This window comes from Geosporobacter subterraneus DSM 17957 (assembly GCF_900142145.1).
In the GTDB taxonomy this organism is placed as follows: domain Bacteria; phylum Bacillota; class Clostridia; order Peptostreptococcales; family Thermotaleaceae; genus Geosporobacter; species Geosporobacter subterraneus.
Genome location: NZ_FQZV01000048.1, coordinates 13162 through 29214 on the forward strand (window position 1 = coordinate 13162; position 16053 = coordinate 29214).

At 41.7% G+C, this 16053-nt stretch carries 17 protein-coding genes; 1 reads left to right on the plus strand and 16 read right to left on the minus strand.

Annotation, left to right across the window (positions count from 1 at the left end; genetic code table 11):
- Positions 1-32: 32 nt before the first annotated feature.
- From BUB56_RS15035 to BUB56_RS15070, 8 genes are all read right to left on the minus strand, one after another.
- Complete coding sequence (locus tag BUB56_RS15035) at positions 33-1406, minus strand: V-type ATP synthase subunit B (RefSeq protein WP_110942125.1); 1374 nt, start codon at positions 1404-1406, stop codon at positions 33-35.
- Between the two features lie 505 nt (positions 1407-1911).
- Positions 1912-3684 (minus strand): V-type ATP synthase subunit A, encoded by a 1773-nt coding sequence (locus BUB56_RS15040; protein WP_110942126.1) that lies wholly within the window; start codon positions 3682-3684, stop codon positions 1912-1914.
- The gene (locus BUB56_RS15045) at positions 3677-4318 is read right to left on the minus strand and encodes a V-type ATP synthase subunit E (protein WP_110942127.1); all 642 of its coding nucleotides are present in this window, start codon (positions 4316-4318) and stop codon (positions 3677-3679) included. The genes BUB56_RS15040 and BUB56_RS15045 overlap by 8 nt, the downstream gene beginning before the upstream one ends.
- A gap of 10 nt (positions 4319-4328) precedes the next feature.
- Positions 4329-4637, minus strand: coding sequence for a V-type ATP synthase subunit F (locus tag BUB56_RS15050; protein WP_110942128.1), 309 nt, complete (start codon positions 4635-4637; stop codon positions 4329-4331).
- Between the two features lie 613 nt (positions 4638-5250).
- A complete protein-coding gene (locus tag BUB56_RS15055; protein WP_110942129.1) occupies positions 5251-5673 on the minus strand; it encodes an ATP synthase subunit C in 423 nt (140 codons plus the stop codon).
- A 175-nt stretch (positions 5674-5848) separates the two neighbouring features.
- Complete coding sequence (locus BUB56_RS15060) at positions 5849-7813, minus strand: V-type ATP synthase subunit I (RefSeq protein WP_110942130.1); 1965 nt, start codon at positions 7811-7813, stop codon at positions 5849-5851.
- A gap of 11 nt (positions 7814-7824) precedes the next feature.
- The gene (locus BUB56_RS15065) at positions 7825-8871 is read right to left on the minus strand and encodes a V-type ATPase subunit (protein ID WP_110942131.1); all 1047 of its coding nucleotides are present in this window, start codon (positions 8869-8871) and stop codon (positions 7825-7827) included.
- 9 nt (positions 8872-8880) lie between these two features.
- Entirely contained in the window at positions 8881-9195 is a 315-nt protein-coding gene (locus BUB56_RS15070; protein ID WP_110942132.1) for a hypothetical protein, read from the minus strand.
- A 639-nt stretch (positions 9196-9834) separates the two neighbouring features.
- Here BUB56_RS15070 and BUB56_RS15075 point away from each other — a divergent pair.
- Positions 9835-11331, plus strand: a complete 1497-nt coding sequence (locus tag BUB56_RS15075) for a stalk domain-containing protein (RefSeq protein ID WP_110942133.1) — start codon at positions 9835-9837, stop codon at positions 11329-11331.
- A 64-nt stretch (positions 11332-11395) separates the two neighbouring features.
- Here BUB56_RS15075 and BUB56_RS15080 read toward each other — a convergent pair whose 3' ends face one another.
- The 8 genes from BUB56_RS15080 to BUB56_RS15115 form a co-directional block, all read right to left on the minus strand.
- On the minus strand, positions 11396-12967 hold the full coding sequence (locus BUB56_RS15080; RefSeq protein WP_110942134.1) for a glycoside hydrolase family protein: 1572 nt from the start codon (positions 12965-12967) through the stop codon (positions 11396-11398).
- A gap of 148 nt (positions 12968-13115) precedes the next feature.
- The gene (locus BUB56_RS15085) at positions 13116-13382 is read right to left on the minus strand and encodes a nucleotidyltransferase domain-containing protein (RefSeq protein ID WP_110942135.1); all 267 of its coding nucleotides are present in this window, start codon (positions 13380-13382) and stop codon (positions 13116-13118) included.
- Positions 13383-13561: 179 nt separating this feature from the next.
- Complete coding sequence (locus BUB56_RS15090) at positions 13562-13888, minus strand: nucleotidyltransferase domain-containing protein (RefSeq protein WP_110942136.1); 327 nt, start codon at positions 13886-13888, stop codon at positions 13562-13564.
- Complete coding sequence (locus BUB56_RS15095; protein ID WP_110942137.1) at positions 13885-14280, minus strand: nucleotidyltransferase substrate binding protein; 396 nt, start codon at positions 14278-14280, stop codon at positions 13885-13887. Before BUB56_RS15095 ends, BUB56_RS15090 begins: the two co-directional genes overlap by 4 nt.
- Positions 14281-14539: 259 nt before the next feature.
- Entirely contained in the window at positions 14540-14803 is a 264-nt protein-coding gene (locus BUB56_RS20500; RefSeq protein ID WP_278319503.1) for a transposase domain-containing protein, read from the minus strand.
- A 115-nt stretch (positions 14804-14918) separates the two neighbouring features.
- Positions 14919-15293 (minus strand): IS66 family insertion sequence element accessory protein TnpB, encoded by a 375-nt coding sequence (gene tnpB / locus BUB56_RS15105; RefSeq protein ID WP_110942138.1) that lies wholly within the window; start codon positions 15291-15293, stop codon positions 14919-14921.
- Positions 15287-15613, minus strand: a complete 327-nt coding sequence (gene tnpA, locus BUB56_RS15110; protein ID WP_110942139.1) for an IS66 family insertion sequence element accessory protein TnpA — start codon at positions 15611-15613, stop codon at positions 15287-15289. The genes tnpB and tnpA overlap by 7 nt, the downstream gene beginning before the upstream one ends.
- A gap of 120 nt (positions 15614-15733) precedes the next feature.
- Positions 15734-15967, minus strand: a complete 234-nt coding sequence (locus tag BUB56_RS15115; RefSeq protein WP_110942140.1) for a hypothetical protein — start codon at positions 15965-15967, stop codon at positions 15734-15736.
- Positions 15968-16053: the final 86 nt, after the last annotated feature.

Here is a 16053-nt window from a genome sequence, read left to right on the forward strand (position 1 = left end):
TCTCACATATTTAGAAGTTAACCCTCTATCATCTACCACTTACCATACTTCTCAATATACTTCGGATTCAACCGGTCCAGCTCTTCCTTCGGCAATACGGCCAATATCTCCCAGGCTAAATCCAAGGTCTCCTCCATGCTGCGGTTCTCATCAAAACCCTGGGTAATATACCTGGCTTCAAACAGCTTTCCAAACTCCATGTACCGCTTATCCACCTCTGACAAATCATCCTCCCCGATCACCTGAACCAGGGCCCTTACATCCTGCACATGGGAATAGGAGGCAAATAACTGATTGGCCAAATCCCCATGGTCCTCCCGGGTATAGCCCTCCCCAATGCCGTCCTTCATCAATCTCGACAGGGAGGGCAATATATTAATCGGCGGATAGATATTTCTTTGATACAAATCTCGCCCGATAACGATCTGCCCTTCTGTAATATATCCGGTCAAATCCGGCACCGGATGGGTGATATCATCATTGGGCATGCTCAATATAGGCAGCTGGGTAATGGACCCCTCTCGCCCTCTCATCATGCCTGCCCTTTCATATAGGCTGGCCAAATCCGAATACATATAACCGGGATATCCCTTGCGGCTGGGCACCTCTTCCCTGGCAGAAGAAACCTCCCGTAAGGCCTCACAGTAGCTGGTCATATCGGTCATAATCACCAGAATATGCATCCCCTCTTCAAAGGCAAGATACTCTGCTGCAGTCAAAGCGCTTCGGGGTGTAATGATCCGTTCTACAATCGGATCATCGGCCAGATTGATATACATTACAACCTTTTCCAACACCCCTGCTTCTTCAAAGCTTCTGCGGAAATAGTCCGCATCGTCATGCTTTACCCCTAGGGCAGCAAACACAATGGCAAAGTTATCACTTCCTGCTCCCTGTATCTTCGCCTGGCGGACAATCTGCACTGCCAGTTCATTATGGGGCATCCCATTTCCGGAGAAAATCGGCAGCTTTTGACCTCTGATGAGCGTCGTCAGTGCATCAATGGAGGAAATCCCCGTTTGAATGTAGTCCCTAGGGTACATACGGGCCACAGGGTTGATGGGCCGCCCATTGACCGGAAAGGTTCGTGTGCTGTAGATCTCCCCGGCTTGATCGATGGGCTCGCCGATCCCATTGAAGGTTCTCCCCAGTATCTCCTTTGACAAAGGGATTTCCAAGGGTTTGCCTGTAAAGCGCACAGAGGTATTGTGCAGGGACAAACCTCCCGTACTTTCGAATACCTGGGCAATCACTTTATCACCGTCTATCTTGACAATCTTCCCCTTCTTTGTTCTTTTGCCATCTACTACGATATCAATGATTTCGTCATAAACCGCATTTTCTACCTTGGATAATACCACCAGGGGTCCTTCTATTTTATCTAATAACAGATATTCTTTTTTCATGCCATCACTTCTTCCTGACCATTATAGATATATTTTCAGGTTAATTACTTTATTTATAGATATGTAACTGAAAATCCTAGTTTATACTCGGAACGACGAGGGCGTCGTTCCCTACAAGAGATAATAAACGTGTAATGGAGTCATTTACGGTCGGAGATCACTGAAAAAACCAAAATACGGCAACTCGTCAAGATTGTCATCCTGAGCCTTTAGTCCTGAGCGATAGCGAAGGAGCTTGCGAAGGATCTGAGCATTTAAGCACTTTTAAAGATTCTTCATTTCACTACGTTTCATTCAGAATGACAGGTCCTGGATATTTTCAATTCCTTCCAAGGGCGTCGCTCCCTACCTTCCTGTCCTATGTCTACGTAGAGAACTGTGCCCTCACAGTTCCGTGAATGTTAAATTTCTTAATCACAGATCTATAACTCTCTTACTGTTAGTACCCCATTACCTTAGCCCATTAGTCGTGCTTACGTCCACCTGACAGGTCAATCAGTTTTCGTTAGCGCATCGTATATTTCGCCTCAAGCTCATTATAACAACTGACAATACGCTCTTCCAGTACCTCAAAGGCCTCCAGGTTATCATTGGGAATCGTATATTTCATTTTGATGATATCCTGGAACAGCTGCTCCTGTCTCAGCTGGGAGATGGGAATCCCCAGACGGATTCCTCGGAAGCACCGGTCATACAATAGATCAATCAGCTTCAGCATCTTATATTGCTTTTCTAAAGGTACAAAAGTGTCTTCCTTATGAAAGGCATTCTGCTGTAAAAATCCGATCTTGAGTACTTTAGAGATCTCCAGTACCAACCGCTGGTCGTCAGGCAGTACATCTTCCCCTACCAGCTGTACGATCTCTAAGAGCTTGTTTTCCTCATGGAGAATTTTCATCATCTTGGCCCTTAGCTCCAGTATATCTTCCCCTACATTTTCACGGTACCAGCGATCCAGTGCCTTTAGATAGCCGCTGTAGCTGGTCAGCCAGTTGATAGCAGGATAATGCCGGGCATAGGCCAGCTTTCGATCCAGCCCTAAGAAGGCATTGACAAATCGCTTGGTGTTTTCCGTCACCGGTTCAGAAAAATCCCCTCCCGCAGGAGAAACCGCACCAATAACCGTGACCGAAGCCTCCTGGTCATTGAAGGTAGTCACATAACCGGCCCGCTCATAAAACTCTGCAAGACGGGAGGGCAAGTAAGCAGGATAACCTTCTTCTGCAGGCATTTCCTCCAATCGTCCCGAGATTTCCCGAAGAGCCTCAGCCCAACGGGAGGTGGAATCTGCCATAATGGCCACATGATAACCCATATCTCTAAAGTACTCCGCCATGGTGATCCCCGTATAAATACTGGCCTCCCGGGCGGCTACGGGCATATTGGAGGTATTGGCAATCAAAATGGTTCTTTCCATGATAGGCTTGTTGGATTTAGGGTCGATCAGCTTTGGAAAGTCCTCCAGTACCTCTGTCATCTCATTGCCCCGTTCTCCGCAGCCGATGTATACGATGATATCCGCGTCAGACCATTTGGCCAGCTGATGCTGAGTCATGGTTTTTCCCGTACCAAAGCCTCCAGGGATGGCCGCTGTACCTCCTTTTGCAATGGGAAAGAATATATCTAAAATCCGCTGTCCGGTAACCAGGGGCCTTTCAATAGGCTTTCGCTCTTTGCTGGGCCGAGGCTCCCGAACAGACCACTCCTGGTACATCTTTAGAGAATGCTGTTCTTTTCCATTTTCCACCGTCACCAAGATTTCTTCCATACTATAAATACCATCTTCTTTGACTGCTGTTACCCTGCCGGATACCCCTATAGGCACCAGCAGCCGATGGAGGACCAAGGAGGTCTCCTGTACTTCTCCAAAAATTTGGCCTGATCTGATTTCGTCGCCCACCTGAACCAGCAGCTTTACGGGCCAGGCTTTTGCAGTATCTATAGAAATCAATCCGATGCCCTCCGGTATGAAGCCCTCGGATAGGCTATTGATCTTGTCTAAGGGACGCTGAATTCCGTCAAAGATGTTCCCCAGCATACCAGGCCCTAGTTTTAGGGACAGAGGCTTTCCTGTAGAAAGGATTTTCTCACCGGATTTTAGTCCGCTGGTTTCCTCATAAACCTGAATGGTGCCAATGTTGCCCTCAAGAGAAATCACTTCTCCGATCAGCTTATTCTCCCCTACCATGACCATTTCACGAATGCGAAAGTTTTCCATGTTGTTTGCCCGGATTACGGGACCATTGATATAGGTAATGATCCCCTGTTGATTATTCATTGACTTCACCTTCTTTTTCCAGCCCATTGTACAGCATTTGTCCTACCATTTTTTCATGCTCCTGCAGCAGTGCCGATAAGGATGCGTCGATCCGCAGGCGATGATTTCCGCTGAGTGCAACTACGCCTCCGAGGATATTTTCTTCAGCTGGCAGCAGACTATATTTGCCGGGCTGAAATCCAAAGGTATTTGCGATTTCACCGATTACTGTCTGATACCGCAGGATATCCCCTTCCTTGATATACAGCAGGATTTCTTCTTCTCCCCTTAGCTGATCCAGTACTTCCTCCAGGGTTTTTCGAAAAAAATCATCGTAAGCACTGGTGGCCGTAAAGGCTAAGGCTTTTTCCTGCAGCTCCTGAAGCAGTTTCCCCAGCAGCTGTTTCTTTTTCTCCAGAATTTTAATTTTACGGTCCATGTTGGCCTTAGCGATCATTTGGTTTTTCTTCGTTTCCCCTTTTTGTGCCATATCATTGATCAGCTTTTCACTCTGGAGCTTTAGCTTTTCTCTTTGTTCCTCTATGATCTGCTGATTTTTTTCTTCCATTTCCTTTAACAGGACTTTAGATTCTTCTTGGATGCGTTCAAATACCAGTTTGGTAAATACATTGAGTTTTTCCTCTATGGTTATCATGGTTTACACCTCATATCTTGATCCCAATGGATTCCTTGATGTACCGTGTAATATAATCGCTCCCTCTTGTGGGTCCGTGGCGATCGGGTATTTCCACCACCAGGGGACGATTTTCCTTGAGCTTTATGTCCATAATCTCTTCCCGGGCTAAGGCCATGATCTTTTCCGTAACGATGAGGATGCCGATGGTTTCGTCCTCCATTACCTGCTTTAGCTCCCGAAGTACTGCGTCCCGCTGGTGGATTACAACACCTGCAATCCCTGCCAGGCGCATACCCACTAAAGTATCTACATTGTCACTGATTAGATGGACCCGCATATGCTCACCTCTATTTTGTGCTATTGCATCAAAGTTTCGAATATACTCAAATTCTCAATTTGAGCATTGCTTTTCTCAATCGTTACGCGTTGCACGTTACACGAAAATACTATTAGTATCTAATTACCTGATCATATACGTCTATTACCGAAAAACCTAAGTGGTCATATACAGGATTCCTAATCCTGCTTATTCTTAGTAAAGGCAGGCCTTGTATCTGCTCATAACATCTATCGCAACCACCGTGCTATAATAATCCATGTTTCTCGTCCTCCCAACCCTCAGGCGGACACGGGGTTCCACCCCTGCATCTTGCTTTATACTTACGGTTTTTCGTAGGGGCCGACGACCCTTGAGGTCACTGAAAAAGTCAAAAATACGACAAATAGTCAGGTTTGTCATCCTGAGCCTTTAGTCCTGAGCGATAGCGAAGGAGCTTGCGAAGGAGCTGAGTATTTAAGCGCTTTTAAAGATTCTTCATTCCACTTCGTTTCATTCAGAATGACAAAACCTGGACTTTTTCAATGGCCTTCGACCCTGCCGGCCCGTAAATGACTCCATTACACGCTTATTATCTCTTGTAGGAAACGACGCCCTCGTCGTTCCGAAAGCTTTACAATCTACCCAATATCAAAATGGAAATAATCAATCCATAAATAGCTATCCCCTCAGCCAAACCTACAAATATTAAAGTCTTACCCAAAATCTTCGGATCTTCTGATACTGCCCCTAAAGCAGAAGAGCCTACAGCACCCACCGCATAGCCCGCTCCGATGGTGGCTAACCCTGTACATAGTGCTGCTGCAATAAAGCCCAATCCCGATGCGCTGACGGGATTCTCCGCTGCTGCCAAGCTGATATCCGGTACCAATACCAACATAGCCATCAAAAACAATGGGATAAATACAAAAAGATTATATCTCAAAGCCTTTTTTAATTTTGTCCGTGTCGCTAAATAATCCTGAAAGGTCAACAGTACGCCGACACCCACGGTGCCGATGACCAATGCCACTGCAATGCCTAAAATAATATACATAACTATGCCCCCTTATCACAACATATGTGATTATTAAAATATTCTTTTATATAAAACCCTCGGGCGGACACATGGGTTCCGCCCCTACAACTTCCACACCGGGGGGGACACGGAGTTCCGCCCCTGCATCCCGTCGTAGGGGTGGGTCTCTGCGCCCACCCACTAAAGGCCAATATCAATCATAATCCAACCGCACCGGCTGGAATGCTACTCCTTCTCCTTGATAATACTTGCTAAACAATTCATAATACTCTAACCGCAATCCCTGAATAAACACGATCAAACCTTCCAGGCAGATGATGATCACATTTCCTAGCAACAATATCAAAAACTTTCCTGCTGCATGCTCCATCATCCTAGCCATGGTCTGGAAGGCGATAAACAGGCCTACATGGTTTAGGGCAAAGGCTCCGATCCGGATAAAAGAAACTGTATTGCTCAACATACTTAGCAAGGTTTCAAATATATCAAAGCCGCTCTCAATCATATAGCTGGATGGAGATTCGTGGATCAGAGGACGCCTGTTTAACATCAGATTGGCCAGCGGCTCCTGGGCAATGATCAGCCCGCCAAACAAAACCAAAAGCCCTATGGCAAAACCGTTGCTGATCAGCATTCCATCTACAAGCTTATTCCCAATCATCAGCAGCAGTACGATAAAGAACAGAAGTCCTGCTGCCCCATTGCGTCCCAACAATCCATCTTGTACATTTCTTTGGCGTATACCATTGATGATGTTATAGCCAAAGCTGATCAAGATCAGTAAAATCCCTATAGCCACAGAGCCTTCCAAAATCAGGTCAATATGCTCAATAGGCCTTATCAGTAAAGCAGGCAGTAGATGTTCGTCTCCAAAGATGCTGCCATATAAAAATCCAAAGACCATAGAGCTAAGGCCCAAGCGGTTTAGAATTCCTCCGTACACATCCTGTCCCTTCCATCGTTTGAGCAGGCAGCCCATGATCCATAGTACCGCCCCTTGCCCTACATCCCCAAACATGATCCCAAACATGAGCATATAGGTAATCCCAAGAAAGGCTGTAGGATCTAATTCATGATAGGAAGGTATGCCATACATGTTCACCAGTGCCTCAAAAGGCTTCATCAATGGGTTATTCTTAAGCTTCGTAGGCGGAATCATATACTTTTGTACTTCTGTGGTATCCTTAAACAGCAGGATAACCCTTTCACCAAACTGCTCCAGCCGGGCACGAATACTCTCCTTCTCACGCTGAGGCACCCAGCCTGCCAGATAGAAGAACTCATTGGTGCAGGCGGTCTCCTTTTTTACTTTCATCATCTCCTCTTTGAGGCGCAGGCGGCTATAGGCCAGAAGGATATCTTCTTCATACTCTTTTTTTAGAATCTCTGCTTTCCTGTACAAGGCTTTTAATTCTAAATCAATCATATCCATTTGCCGATCAATGCTCAGCATCACGTCTATAGGCTTGCCTGCAAAAGCCTTAGGCATATCGATCTCCTGGAAGTTCAGAGATCTAAGGATACGATTGGTCTCCCGCTCCAGCTCTGTAGGAGAAATGACTAAGTACACCTCGCCGACATTGTTGGACCCGATATGCAGTACCACTGCAGACACATTTTCATAATTCCGCTTGAGCTTTAGCCGGTTCTCCTTGGACAATATGCCGATTTTGTAAGCGAAGAATTTCAGATCATTTAACTCATCCAAATTTACATCCAGATCCTTCATAAACTTAATATGCTCTTTAAAATCCTCTAAGGACTGCAGCTGCGCTTCCAGCTCTTTAATCTTTTCCTGCACCGGTGTCACCGCAGCATAGACAGCATGTATCTTTTCTGCAATCAACTGATCCTTATAATCCCCCGAAAGATATTTCTCTTTTATATGGGGTTCCATCTTGAAAAAGTCTAAGAGCTTTTTGATATCTTTTGTAGTATCTGTATCCTCTGGTTCACCGCCATAGGGGCGGATCAGGCAAATATCCACCAGCTCCTCAAGATTTTCTTCCTGAACCCGGATGGTAAAGTTGCTCTCATTGATCTCATGGAGGGCATTGACCATATGGACATTGTTTGACAATACAATCTCCTTTGCAATCTCATCCATCGCTGTAATCGGCGCCACCACATTGAGCATTTCCATTTTTTCTACTGCCATCGCTTCACCTCCTATAGCTTGCGGATGAGATACTGCCTGGCCTTCTCCTCATCCAGACCGTATCGTATCGCTTCGATAATAGAAATGATGTCTCTTGTCTGATATTCTAAAAGATGAATATAGATCATGGCTGTACCGATATTCATCTTTTCTTTCTTTCGATAGCTTTGGAACAAAAAGTAAAAAAACCGGGCAATTCGCCTCTCCATATAGATATCCTGAGTCTGCTGATTATCAAACAGAAAGCCGTATTTGGTAGGACCCAATCGTTGAAGAAATTCCCTCTCGTCTTTTGCGTAACAGAGCTGTTTAATCTTTTGAAACCCAATGGCGTGACCATTTGGCAGCATATAGTTGATCAACTCTTCCGGCACCAGCTGATAAAACTTAATCCCCCGATAAATCCACTGGAGATTGAGCAAATCCACATTGATCCCCAATATTTCCTCCTGTAGTTTTTTATCTTCTTTGCTCAGCTTTTTATTCTGCTCCTGCAGCAGCCGGAAATACAAGATATCCAAGTTCATTTCCATATGAAAAAGACGTTTATCCTCATCCTCCTGCAGTACGGGCAGCAGGGAAAGATAGTAGGGTGTGTCTTTGAGGTGACTCACCAATTCTTCCATGGATTTGGCTTGACTTAGCTTGTTGTGGGGAAGGCTGCTGTATTTGCCTGCATAATGAATCAGATACTGCAGGCTGTGGAGCGTACCCCCTCTGGTGATGGCTCGAAGATAGAGCTTTAGGTCTTCTATTTCATAGCGCATCAGCATGAGCTTGAAGAATTTGCGATAGTCATCGATGAAAAAGTGTATCAGCTTTTCCACTTGACGATGGATATATTTCTTCAGCAGCTGTTCCAGTTCATCCCGGTGAATATGTTCCATTTGAACATTTTCCAGTACAATGGCATAATCGGTCTTTTCCCTAAGATAGGCCCCGATCTCCCGAACCGATCTTTTTCTCAGTAGGTTTAGATAGTCTTCTTTATGGAGAAACCGGCTTTCCATTCCTTTGATCTTGGTATTGACGGCTGCAAACTGACGTACGTTTCCCATGGTCTTCACCTACTCCAAATCCATGATCTGAGAGAATATATCTTCCACCAGCGCTGCATGAATCCGTGCAAATCGTTCATCCAGCTTCCTGCATATTTCAGTAGTGTCTTCAGAGATTTGCTTTTCCTGCTCCTGTCCGATCTTAATGAGCTGCTCGTACCTCTCCCTGCCTGTTTCTTTTGCCTGATGGAGAGCTTCTTTTTCCATTTTGGACAGCACTTCCTTGATGGCCTGCTCATTTTCCTTTAGCTTTTGATCCGTACTGTTTTTAATCTCCCATGCCCGCTGATCAAGGCTGATGATTTTGTTGATGATATTGTCCATCGGGACGCCTTCTTTCTTTTTGAATGAATAGATAAGTATTATACATTGTTTTGAAAATTCCTTCTTCTTGCATAAATATTTTGCATTCCTGCAATTGTGTGTTACTGATTTCACTATATGAAATTTCTGGATAAAAATATTTCTCTGGATTGGTTGACATTTTCTTGGTGAAGAAATACAATAAAAGTGACTGACCAGTCAGTCTTATTATGGCAGAGTTCTTCTATACTGAGGATTTTTGATGTATCTGAAAATAAATACATAATTTTTGCAGACAATAGCATGATAAATATCGTACTACTATTTGTAGCAGTTCCTTTTGCTGATGAATATATGGTCAGTCCCATATCAAAAATGTTTTTATCTGTAGGGACCGGCGCCCTCGTCGGTCCGAAATATCTTATGTTCAATTCAAGGTATATACTAAATTGTCTAAGAAAGATATCTAGCTAAATGAATTCTTTAAGGTAAATCTGTGACATTCATAGCCCCACCAATACTTCAGCGAATTGATTTTATTAAGTATCTTTTTGTAGTATAATGAAAATATGTAAATACAGCCTATCCAAGCTGTACAACTGGCATCTATTTGCCTTTTGAAAGCTATATTAAAAAACAACAACAGGGAGTTGAAAATCTATGAAAAGAACTGCTTGTGCTCTTGTAACAGCACTGCTGCTTACAGTCCCAGCTTTACCAGTAAATGCAGCCACTGGAACAGCAGTAGGACAAGGAATAACCGTCACTATCAATGACGTAAAACAAGATTTTGACGTAAATCCAATCATTGAAAATGGGAGAGTTATGGTTCCAATGCGCTATGTATTCGAGGCTCTAGGCGCGGATATGCAGTGGGATCAGGAAATGCAAACTGTCTCTGCAAAAAAAGAAAGCAAAAAAATCCAAGTAAAAATTGGATCCTTCTTTGCTAAGAAGAACAATGACACGATACTTATGGATGTAAAGCCTAGACTTGTGAATGGCCGTACACTGGTACCCCTGCGTTTTGTCAGCGAATCCCTAGGGGCTCAGGTAGACTGGAATCCCCAAACAAAAGCTGTCACAGTATCAACTTCTATAGCTGTTGCGGATAGTAAACAAAATAATGCAACAGAAAAGACCCTAACCTTCGATGAGGCTTTGGCTATGGTTCTAAAGCAGGATTATCGATTGAAAAGTGCCAAACTCACTATGGAACGAGCTGAAATTGTAAGAGATAATATAGCTGATTCATATATGTATTCTATCCCATCTGGACCTGGTAATGGTTATGAAGACCTGCAGCGGCTACAGGGCTTACAAGCCTTGCTGGCTCAGGATGCAAATTTGAGGGTTTCTAACAAGCGAATTGATTTAGCTAAAGAGACAATAGAATTTGAGCTTGAAAGTATGTTTGATGAGATCATAGATTTAGAAAAACAAATAAAACTAAAAGACCTAAATTTAAAAGATCTAAAAAATAAGCTTGATATCACTAAACTAAAAGTGGAAACAGGCATGGAGAGCAAACATAAATACTCTAATGATCAGAAATCCTATGAACAAATGTTAAAAGAGAAAGAGGTTTTAAGCAAAAAGCTTGATAGCTCCTATATCAAACTAAATAATCTACTTGGACTTAAAGAAACAGAGAGATATACGGTCGAGAAAAAAGATGCATCCATGATCTCTGTATTAGATTTTGATATAGATACTCATATTACTAGAACGCTAAGCAGCGATCCCTATCTATGGATTCAAGAACAAACTATAAAAAACTATGAAAATGCACTTAATTTATATACCTATAATGCTGGACAAGAGCCATATAAGGCAAAGGAATTAGACCTTTCAAAATCAAAAAGTGACTTGGCAAATATGAAAGAAAAACTTAGAAAAAGTTTGCTTCTAAGGTATACCCAACTTCAACAGTTGGAAAAACAATATGCAGTTACTCAATCACAAGTGGAGCAGATTCAGCAGAATCTTGAAATTCTCCGAAAGCAATATGATTTAGGATTGATTACTCGAATGGAATTAGACCAGGTTGAACTATCTATAGCCCAGTTGCAATATGCACTGGATGCTATGAAAGTGCAACATAAAAACCTAAAGATAACGCTAGAAAAACCTTATCTAGCTCCCGATTATGTATAAATAACAAACAAAAATAATACACGGAGATGACCACTATCAAAATGCCATCTCCGTGTATTATTTATTAATCATATAAAGGTAACCCCTTTACCCTCAAATAGTTCTCCTTTACCTCAATTAAATATTGAAAATCTTCATCCACTTCCCCTGAAACTTCTTTTATTAGACGCTGGCTGTATCTCAAATCCTTCAGTGTGAGCAAAGGATAATCCTGCAAACCATAGGACCCATCGGGCAAATAAGCATACCACAGATCACCATCTGGTTTTTTCCAGTGAGGAGCAGTGTCCTTAACAGCCTGTCTCATTTTCGCAGCAGTATCAAGATATCTATTGTCATTTGTCTCTTTATACAATTCATATAGAAAGTTCATTTCCGTAATCAAGTGATTTAAGGAAGTTAAGGTTTCCGTCCCCCGATTCATATCGTCTCCATGGGTATAGTCATATACCAGATAACCACCATTTTTTGTCTCATGGTGATGTGTTTTGGCATAGTCAATCAAGAAATCTCCATACTTAATAGCCCCTTGCAGATAGTCTTCATTTTCAAATTCTCTATATCCATAGAGTAGAAACAGGCCTGCATCGGTGTTAAATCGGGTATCATAAAAACCTGCATCAATCCCATAATCTCCATAGAGCCAGGCAGATCTAGGACTGGATATCCAGTACCCTCCTTCGGTCTGGGTATCTAGGGCCGCTTGCAGGGACAACAAAGCAAAATTTGTACTAAAACGATTGTTTCCTTCCAGCAACAACTTATTGCCCACATGCTGCGCTGGCACTACCCAGAAAGCTCTCGGATCATAGGGATGGTATGTTTCAGGAGTCACATACTGTACGCCACCTTGAGTCCATTTCCGTACCCGATCTAGATTTGCCACCAAAAGGATTTTCTCCTGCTCTTCATCTCCCCAATTAACCATACCTTCTTTACCAATAATCCCCCACTGCTCGATTTCTGCACCTTCTACTTGAGGAAAGGAGATCAAAAATTCCTGTTTACCTTTGTCTGCAAGATACTGGATGGGAGTAGTTAAGTCAAAGCGTTCCTTTCGAACACCGTTACCTAGATGTTCATAGACGTTGACCATGTTTAAGTGCATACTAAAATCTTGTCCGTCTATGAAGATAGCTTGCTTCGGTAGTCCATAACCAGACACAATCTTTGCTGGTTCACTCCACGTGCTATTCGGTATAGTCAAAATGGGCTGCTGTTTGGACTGATCGAAAGCATATAGGATGTGTCGCTCTGTGACTTCTGTTGATTTTGATTTAAGACTGACTTTAATTTGTAAAGGTGTATCCTCATCAATGATAGGATTATATCTTATAAAATAATAGTAATCCAGAGTAGAAGTCACTGGAAAGTGTTTAATAGTCAATCTTCCAACTTGATTTCTCCCCTTGTAGACTTCATATTGATATTCTCCCCCACTCGCTTGATTACTTAATTTTTCTATTTTATAACCTTTTTTCATCACCGATATCGTAAGGCTCATATTTTCTTTCTCCCCCATCGATACCTGTAGTAATCTGTTAGCTGATATCATGGCTGCCTTACTTGCCAGAAAATAAACTGCCAATCCTATTACAGATATGGCCGTACATATTATGATCCATCTCTTCTTCAATCTCTTTCACCTGCCTAATTCCACTGATGTTATTAACTATACTGAACAAAAGAATAAGGAGTTAAGGCTTGTCCTTAAGCTCCTTATGTATGTTATTGAGAAAGTTTATTCATTCTGCAACCTAGGGAGCGGCCCCTGTACTGTTCCGCTAAATAGTATTCACTTCAAAGGAGAGCTTATTGGCAGCTGTAAAAAGGATATATAGAGGGAGCAGTTGGTCTGTATAAATAGCTATATCTATATCACTATCCTCTCGTCCTTCCCCCTTGGCAAAGGAACCAAAAAGATAGATAAACATTGGGTCAAATGCTTTCAATAAAAAGCTGATTACTCTATTTTTGTACTCCTTTGATAGATACATTTCAAGAACCGCCCCGAGATTTAATTGTTTACCCGTGGGGACCTGTTTCTTCATATATTCCTCTATTTTGTGAAACCCTTGTGCAGCTGAACATACCTCTCCACCCCTTTATTCAAAGAAAAATGGTATATTTTCTTAATTCATAAACCATATCTAAATTTACAGAAGCAGCTTTATACTTTATTCATATGAAAATTTAATCCAAGATCCGTCCCAAGATTTATGATGCTTCTTCAATGATCTCCTTTACTACTTTCTCTCTGAAAAATGATTTTCCCAACTCTGTCGATATGCTCCTTTAACTCCCTATGCTTTAGCTGTGAATAATTTACAACATCAAAGAAGTATGGTAAGGGTCCCCGTTCCTCTAGCATTGAATGTAGCGTCGCTAAGGTATCGAAGGTTATCTTTTCTCCATAAATAGCTATATCAATATCCGACCCTGGCTTATAGTTTCCCTTAGCCCTCGATCCAAATATTACAGCCTTATCTATCTCCTCCACACTTCTTATAACACCTATTATATAGGCTATATCTGATTCACTTAATCCGAAATTCATAGTATCTTCTCCAACTCAAAACATAGTTCATGAATAAGTCTATAATATTTTTTTCTTATAAGGGTTTCTGCTTCATGGGCTTTTTCTTCATCATATGTATGTGCCATGAGATTCCTTTTTTCTAATGCGTCAATCCAACCGTGACCATCAGTAACCAACTGGATTTGAAAAGCTATTTGTATTGTCGCCCTAGGGCTCTTTACCTCAAATCCTTCCTGTTCTAAATAATCCTTCATTGTTTTCCACGCTAATTCAAAGGTATATTCAAAGCATTGTATTAATCCTTGGACTTCAAATTTATTTAGTTCTCCTTTTTCGATAAATTCTGTTAGCTGTGTGACTGCCTTTTTAAAGTTAGCAAATCGCTGTTTCCATCTAATATCTGTTTGCATATATCTCCCTTCTTTCCTTGCTGTTTTCTTACATATTAACCTTGCTCTATCGCAAATAGCAAACCTAATTATACGATCTTTACTACTTACAGTATATCACTTTTACCTGTTCCTAAGCAATGAAAAAGCCCGAGTCTTTGACAGTTGCGGGCTGCCCCCCTATTATTGGACACAAGCTTAAGTTTTCTTATGAATACATGTAAGTGCTTCAAAAGATGACGTCTAGCTATTTTACAACTATTGTAGTAAGCTAATGATATCATTTTCTGAAGCACTTTTTATGTTTATGATTCATCCTACATTCTTCTGGCAGTTCCTTTGACCAGGGCAGGTACTTGTCCAGAAGTTCCGGATGATTATTAAAATCTGTATCAGGCATTGCTCTAAGGATGTATTTTAGATACTCATATATATGCAGATCATTTGCTTTGGCAGATTCTACTAATGTATAGAGAACCGCATTAGCAGTTGCTCCCTTGGGAGTATCAGCAAAAAGCCAAGCTCTTCTTGCAGTAGCTTTTATGTATCAAGTATACCATTTTTTGCTGTTTTTTTTCTACCTTTCAAACGACATTTAGAGGCTGAAAAATGTTGATTTTATGCGTATTTACCGGCTTTTTTTCGTCATATTCACAAAGCTAAAAACAGTTTTTTTTAGCATGCATTTCAACAGGATGATGTGCCTTTTTCTGTTCCATTGAAAGTCCCTGAAGAAGCCACTCAAGTTGTTGGAAGGTAATCTCTTTTTCTTCAGACGGAGACTTTGGCCACTGAAATTTCATTCCTTCGAGCAGCTTCTTGCTGTCCAGAACAAAACCATTCTTGTCATATCTCAAAACTTTAATGACTGTTTTTCTTTTGTTGCAAAAGATGAAAGCACATCTATCCGAGAATGGATCAAGGTTAAATTGCAGGTTTACAATCGCTGCCAATCCATCAATCTGTTTGCGGAAATCTGTCGTTCCACACGCAATGTAAATATGTGCAGCATCTTCTGCAAATAGATCTAACATAGTTTCTGCAGATGGCTGATAAATTCCGCTGCAAGTTTTGCCCTATCTGCACTTGTAATGGAGATTTTCAAGTCGTGCCAGATTATCTGTAACTGTGCTGAAGTATTGTTCACCGGTTCAGGAGAAGGATTAATTTCTGCAAATACCACGGTTTTATTTGTTTCCGTTTCATCTTGATTTGCAATCTCAACACGTTTTTTCCAATAATAATAAGCATATTTGGTAAAATTATTTTTTTCACACCATTCGCTGACATTCAAACCACTGGCTTTTTGGTCATCGAATCTCTTTCTCCAAAGTTCGAGTGATGTCGGATTCATAAAGTACCTTCTAAACTATGTTTTAGGAAATTTTACCTTATTGGCATCCGATTTGCACTACGTCATCTTTTGAAGTGCTTACCTTTCTTTCGTATGTGATCTTCTCAATTGTAGGTTCTTCTATTTCTGACCTTGCAGTAATTTCCGCTTCATTAAAAAATGAGATCTCCCTTCATCTACACGGTCACTGGATTTGCCATATTTCTTCACTGCATTTAGCTTAAGCTGCTCCTCATACCATTTAATTTTGGCATTTGCTATTTCCAGCTCATGTTGAAGCTTTTCAATCTCATTTTTTAAGTTTTTTGACTCACGATTTAGTTGTAATTCCTTGATTTGAACTGTATTTGCCATAGTGTTATTATATCATAATCTGAGATTCAAAAAAAGCTTTATTTGCTTGTATTATCAACTTTTTTCAGATCAAAGCCCGCTCAAGG

Bases quoted from the DNA above. Each gene is read 5' to 3' on its own strand.
- BUB56_RS15040 (WP_110942126.1), bottom strand. From the start codon at position 3,684: ATGAATAATCAACAGGGGATCATTACCTATATCAATGGTCCCGTAATC.
- BUB56_RS15090 (WP_110942136.1), bottom strand. From the start codon at position 13,888: ATGAATTTCGGATTAAGTGAATCAGATATAGCCTATATAATAGGTGTT.
- BUB56_RS15070 (WP_110942132.1), bottom strand. From the start codon at position 9,195: ATGGACAATATCATCAACAAAATCATCAGCCTTGATCAGCGGGCATGG.
- BUB56_RS15055 (WP_110942129.1), bottom strand. From the start codon at position 5,673: ATGTATATTATTTTAGGCATTGCAGTGGCATTGGTCATCGGCACCGTG.
- BUB56_RS15065 (WP_110942131.1), bottom strand. From the start codon at position 8,871: ATGGGAAACGTACGTCAGTTTGCAGCCGTCAATACCAAGATCAAAGGA.
- tnpB (WP_110942138.1), bottom strand. From the start codon at position 15,293: ATGTTAGATCTATTTGCAGAAGATGCTGCACATATTTACATTGCGTGT.
- BUB56_RS15085 (WP_110942135.1), bottom strand. From the start codon at position 13,382: ATGAAGAAACAGGTCCCCACGGGTAAACAATTAAATCTCGGGGCGGTT.
- BUB56_RS15045 (WP_110942127.1), bottom strand. From the start codon at position 4,318: ATGATAACCATAGAGGAAAAACTCAATGTATTTACCAAACTGGTATTT.
- BUB56_RS15035 (WP_110942125.1), bottom strand. From the start codon at position 1,406: ATGAAAAAAGAATATCTGTTATTAGATAAAATAGAAGGACCCCTGGTG.
- BUB56_RS15095 (WP_110942137.1), bottom strand. From the start codon at position 14,280: ATGCAAACAGATATTAGATGGAAACAGCGATTTGCTAACTTTAAAAAG.
- BUB56_RS15060 (WP_110942130.1), bottom strand. From the start codon at position 7,813: ATGGCAGTAGAAAAAATGGAAATGCTCAATGTGGTGGCGCCGATTACA.
- BUB56_RS15050 (WP_110942128.1), bottom strand. From the start codon at position 4,637: ATGCGGGTCCATCTAATCAGTGACAATGTAGATACTTTAGTGGGTATG.
- BUB56_RS15075 (WP_110942133.1), top strand. From the start codon at position 9,835: ATGAAAAGAACTGCTTGTGCTCTTGTAACAGCACTGCTGCTTACAGTC.
- tnpA (WP_110942139.1), bottom strand. From the start codon at position 15,613: ATGAATCCGACATCACTCGAACTTTGGAGAAAGAGATTCGATGACCAA.
- BUB56_RS15115 (WP_110942140.1), bottom strand. From the start codon at position 15,967: ATGGCAAATACAGTTCAAATCAAGGAATTACAACTAAATCGTGAGTCA.